Source organism: uncultured Thiodictyon sp., assembly GCF_903828115.1.
Taxonomy (GTDB): Bacteria; Pseudomonadota; Gammaproteobacteria; order Chromatiales; family Chromatiaceae; genus Thiodictyon.
In genome coordinates this window covers 1-5,449 of record NZ_CAIKKU010000744.1, presented here as the reverse complement: position 1 = coordinate 5,449, position 5,449 = coordinate 1, and the positions used below count along the sequence as shown (strand labels likewise).

General features: G+C 68.9%; 2 protein-coding genes. One reads left to right on the top strand and one right to left on the bottom strand.

Annotated features, from left to right (window positions below):
- Positions 1–548 precede the first annotated feature (548 nt).
- Entirely contained in the window at positions 549–3,491 is a 2,943-nt protein-coding gene (locus QZY48_RS27490; RefSeq protein WP_295436790.1) for a response regulator, read from the top strand.
- 194 nt (positions 3,492–3,685) lie between these two features.
- Here QZY48_RS27490 and QZY48_RS27485 read toward each other — a convergent pair whose 3' ends face one another.
- Positions 3,686–5,131: a DegQ family serine endoprotease gene (locus QZY48_RS27485; RefSeq protein WP_295436789.1), complete on the bottom strand. Its 1,446-nt coding sequence runs from the start codon at positions 5,129–5,131 to the stop codon at positions 3,686–3,688.
- Positions 5,132–5,449 lie beyond the last annotated feature (318 nt).

The following is a 5,449-nucleotide window of genomic DNA, read 5'->3' as shown; positions in this document are numbered from 1 at the left end:
TGTCGTTGTCGAGATTATCGTAGCACCACGGGTTCTCTCGCACCCAGATTGAATCGCTTTTCCGATTCCGATTCCGATTCCGATTCCGATTACGACAACGACAACGACAACGAAAATGACGGTTGTGTTCGTGTTTAGCTTGTCCTTGAGTCGTTACTAAACTGCTTCTTCCGGGCTCAAACATCCGCGTCCCAAGGAGACAGAGACAAGAATACCGTGAAAGTCCGGCCGGCACCCGTTGGTCAAGGTGCCAGGGTGCGCCGGCGCGGCCGGTCTTACCAGCGTCGGCCGGCGGGGCGCGGGCCCCATGACCCCGGATGCCGTGGGCCAGGGAGATCGGAGCCGTTTATTTTTCCGCGTTTCTGCGCGTTTGCGACGGACAACTGCGCTCTTGACCCGGTTGACCCGCTGTTAGGGTCCTTGCGCTGGTAGAATCGCCGGACGGTTATCAGCGGCCGTCGCGGTTGCGGACCTCAAGCCACCCGGTGCGCCGCTACCCGACCCTCGCACCCCGGGGGAGCAGAAAAATACGCGAGCCGTCACCACCCATGATCGCCCCGGACCACGCACAGCACCTCCGCACCCGCATCCTCTGGCCGCTCGCCCTGGCCCTGGGGCTCGTGCTGCTCGCCGCCGTGCTGGGGTTCTACCGGCACACTCAGGCGGACCTGCAGCGGGCGACGCGCGAAACCGGCCGGCAGGTCGCGGCCCTGTTCCAGTCGGCCCTGGGCCAGGACGCGGCACTCGTCGATGGCGAGCGGCTCGGCGACCTGGCGTTGGGGGAGGAGATCGATCGCCTGGCGCCCCGGGTCAAGGCCGTCCTGGGGGTCGACCTGTTCGTGTTCATCGACAAGGGCCTGCTGGAGCGCGCACGCTGGCAGAAGGGGCGGGCCGCGGGGCGCGGGGGGGATTGGGACCAGTTCCCCGGGGTGGTCCTGGCGGGCGGCACGCTGGACCCGCCGCCGGACACCCTGGCCGCCGCCCTCGGTGCCGCCACCGCGACCACTGCTGCGACACCCCCCGCCGACCCCAAGGAGTTGACCGCGGCGGGGCGCCGACTGGCGGTGCAGTCGCTGCCCCTGAGCGATGCCGCTGGCCGGCGGGTCGGGCTGATCCTGCTCCTTGACGACATCACCCTGGCGCACGCGAGGGCGGCGACCACCATCACCGCCCTCACCGCCCTGGCCCTGGGGCTGGCGGCCCTGCTGCTCGGGTTCTTCTGGTTCTACCTCGGGCGCATCCAACACACCCTGAACGGACTCTTTGGGGAGTTGCGGACCACGATCGAGCACCAGCGCAGCGACGAGACCCGGCTGATCGCCCAGGAGCACCACCTGGAGCAGGAGTCCGCCCAGCGCCAGCGCGCCGTCGCCGAGGAGCAGACCCTGGGCAACCTGCTGCGCCTGGCCCTGGAGGACTCCGCCGCCGGGCCCTTCCTCGACGCGAGTCTGGCCGCCCTGCTCGAGGCGGTCCCCTGGCTCGGGCTCCAGCCGCGCGGCGGCGTTCTGCTGGCCGATGACGGCCAGGACCCGCCCCGACTACGGCTCGCCGCTGCCCGCAACCTGAGCCCGGAGCGCATCGCCGCCTGTGCCGCCATCCCCTTCGGGACCTGCCTGTGCGGCCGGGCCGCGGCCACCCGGGAAGCGATCCACAGCGACGGCCTGAGCCCGGACCACGCCCGCTGCCTCTCCGACGCGCGCGATCATGGGCACTACAACGTGCCGCTCGTGCAGGGCGGGCGGGTGCTCGGGGTCCTCGCCCTCTACCTGGCCCCGGGACACCAGCGCATCGAACGGGAGTTGGAGTTCCTCGGGCGGGTCGCCGACGTGCTCAGCAACGGGTTGGCCCGCCGCCAGTCCGCCGCCGAGCTGCGCGTCGCCCGCGATGCGGCGCAGGCCGCCTCGCAGGCCAAGAGCGAATTCCTGGCCAGCATGAGCCACGAGATTCGCACCCCCATGAACGGTGTGCTCGGAATGGCGGAGTTGCTGGCCGACCTGCCGCTCGGTGCGGAACAGCGCGAATTCGTGGAGACGATCCGCAAGTCCGGCCAGGCCCTGCTCACCATCATCAACGATATCCTGGACTTCTCCAAGATCGAGGCCGGACGCCTGGAGTTGGAGCCGCTGCCGTTCGACCTCGGCGCCGCCGCCCACGAGGTGGCCCAATTGCTCTCGACCCGGGCCGAGGAGAAGGGACTGGAACTGATCCTGGACTACCGGCCGGACTGCCCCCGCTATGTGGTCGGCGACGCCGGGCGCATCCGTCAGATCCTCCTCAACCTGGCCGGAAACGCGGTAAAGTTCACCGAGCGGGGACACATCCTGGTCAGTGTGCGCCGACTCTCAGCGGCCGGCGGCGTCGCCCGCATCCACCTGCGGGTAGAGGACACCGGGATCGGTATCACCCCCGAGGCCCAGGCGCGCCTGTTCGAGTCCTTCGTCCAGGCCGACCCCTCCACCACCCGGCGCTTCGGCGGCACCGGACTGGGGCTCGCCATCAGCCGCCGCCTGGTCGAGCTGATGGGTGGGGAGATCGGCGTCAGCAGCGAGCCGGGCCAGGGCTCCAGCTTCTGGTTCACCCTCCCCCTGCCGCTCGCCGCGGCCCCGGCCGCGGCGCCGGCGACGATCGACCTGACCGGGGTGCACGCACTCATCGTCGAGGACAACCCGGTCAATCAGCGCGTCTTTCAGGAGCAGTTGCGCAGTTTCGGCGCCCGCTCCCAGGTGGTCGGGGACGCCACCCTGGCACTCACCGCCCTGCGGGCCGCCGCCGCGGCCGGTGACCCCTTTGAACTCGTCCTGCTGGACCACCTGATGCCGGACCTGGACGGGGAGCAGTTGGCCCGCCAAGTCCTGGCGGAACCGGCCTTCGCCCGGTTGCCCTTGGTGCTCCTGACCTCCTCCGGGCAGCGTGGGGACACCGAGCACTTCCGCCGCGCCGGGTTCAGTGCCTATCTGATCAAACCGGTGCTGATCGAGACCCTGCGCCAGTGCCTGTCGCGCGTCTTGGCGCAGTCACGGGAGGCCGCGCCCGAGCGGCCCGTCGACCCCACCCCGACCACCAACCCGGCACCGACCACGCCCGCCGCCGCGCCCCCGCCGCCGGCGCCGACCCGCTACCGCGGACGCGTGCTACTCGCCGAGGACAACTCCATCAACCGCAAGGTGGCCTCGAGCATGGTGCGCAAGCTCGGGGTAGAAGTCGATACGGCGGAGAACGGCGAGGAGGCCGCAGTACGCTGTCGAACTATCGACTACGACCTGATCCTGATGGACTGCCAGATGCCGATCCTGGACGGCTTCGCCGCCACGCGGCGCATCCGCGCCCTGGACGGGGCGCACCGGCCCACCATCGTCGCCCTCACCGCCAATGCCATGGAGAGCGACAGGGAATCCTGCCTCGCCGCCGGCATGGACGACTACATCTCCAAGCCGTTCCGACTCACGGACCTCAGCGCGGCCTTTGAGCGCTGGCTGCCGCGGGAGGAGTGACCCCAGCGAGAGCAGTTCTCACACCAAGGCGCCAAGCTCGCCGTCGTTGTCGTTGTCGTTGTCGTTGTCGTTGTCGTTGTCGTTGTCGTTGTCGAGATTATCGTAGCGCCCCGGATTCTTTCGCACGCCAAATTGCATCGCTTCTCCGATTCGGATTCCGATTACGATTACGACAACGACAACGACACGGCAGTTCAGGGCTTCGGAATCCGCACGGCGTAGAACATCCGCCCATCACCGCGTTCGACCAACACGGCGACCGAGCGCCCGGGTTCCAGGGCCTCGAGGATGCGGTTGAACCCGGCCAGGTCAGCGACGTCCTGGCCGTCCAGCATCAGGATGACATCACCCGCCGTGAGGCCGGCCTGGGCCGCCGGCCCCTCCTTCACCCGCTCCACCAGGACACCGCCGCGCTCGAGGTCGAGTTGCTCACGCTGGTCGGCGCGCAGGTCACTGGCCACCATCCCGAGCCGGTTGGGCTTGCCCTCCGGCGCCCCGGCGCCCTTGTCGTCGCTGCCGTCATCAGACTGGTCCTCGTCCGGCAACTCGGCGATCTTGATCTGGAGCCTGACCGGCTTGCCCTTGCGCAGGACCTCCAGGCGGGCCGACTCGCCGACCGGTGTGGTCCCGACCAGGGGCGGCAGGGCACTGGAGGTGGCCACCTCCTTGTCGTTGTAGCGCAGGATCACGTCACCCGGCAGGAGACCGACGGCGGCGGCCGGGCTGTCGGGCAGCACCTGGGCCACCAGGGCCCCGCCCGGCTGCGGCAGGCCGAAGGTCGGGGCCAGTTCGCGGGTAACGTCCTGGATCAGCACCCCGAGCCAGCCGCGGCTGACCCGCCCCTTGGTCTTGAGCTGCTCGAGCACGTCCATCGCCACGTCGATCGGGATGGCGAAGGAGAGGCCCATGAAGCCGCCGGTGCGGCTGTAGATCTGGCTGTTGACGCCGATCACCTCCCCGTCCAGGTTGAACAGGGGACCGCCGGAATTGCCCGGATTGATGGCGACATCGGTCTGGATGAAGGGGACATAGTTCTCACTAGGCAGGTTACGGCCCTTGGCGCTCACGATGCCCGCCGTGGCGGAGTGCTCGAAGCCGAAGGGCGAGCCGATGGCGAGCACCCATTCGCCGACCTGAAGGTCCTTGGCGGAGCCGATCTTCACCGTCGGCAGGCCGGCGGCGTCGAGTTTCAACAGGGCCACGTCGCTGCGCTTGTCCGACCCGACGAGGGTCGCGACGAACTCGCGGCGGTCGCTGGTGCGCACCACGATCTCGTCGGCACCCTCGACCACATGGGCGTTGGTCAGGACATAGCCGTCGGCGGAGACGATGAACCCGGAACCCAGCGAGCGGCCCTGCTCCGCGTCGCCCGGCGCGTCCCCGGAGTCGCCCTGATCGCCGAAGAAGTGCCGAAAGAAGTCCTGGAGCGGGCTGTCGTCCGGCAGGTCCGGCGTCGGCACGCCCGGGAAGCGCTTGGTCGGGAGCGGGCGCTGTTTGCTGCTGATATTGACGACCTTGGGACCGTTCTCGGCCACCAGGGCGGTAAACTCGGGCAGGGCGTGATTGGTGGCCTGGGCCTGGGTCAGCAGCCCCGCCAGGAGGGCGCCGCAGACCGGCCGTAAACGCAGTGAAAGACGCATGAAGACTCCGTGTTGCAGTCGCCGGCGCGGCACCGGCCCGCGGCGGATGCGGACCCCGGCGGAGCGACCGGAAAATTGGGGGCCGCGGGACAGTCGGCCGCGGCACGAGGCCCGGCCGCCGACGGCAGCCCCCGGACAACGCAACACTTTAGCGGGGCAGGCAGAACAACGCCAGTGCGAAGGCTGGGCGGGGTGCGATCAGAACTGATGTGGTGACCGAGATCCCGGGTACGTTGTCGTTGTCGTTGTCGTTGTCGTTGTCGTTGTCGTTGTCGTTGTCGTTGTCGTTGTCGTTGTCGTAATCGAATAATCCGACCA

What these genes read in the sequence shown, in the direction of transcription:
- QZY48_RS27485 (WP_295436789.1), bottom strand. Translation starts at nt 5,131, where the DNA reads ATGCGTCTTTCACTGCGTTTACGGCCGGTCTGCGGCGCCCTCCTGGCG.
- QZY48_RS27490 (WP_295436790.1), top strand. Translation starts at nt 549, where the DNA reads ATGATCGCCCCGGACCACGCACAGCACCTCCGCACCCGCATCCTCTGG.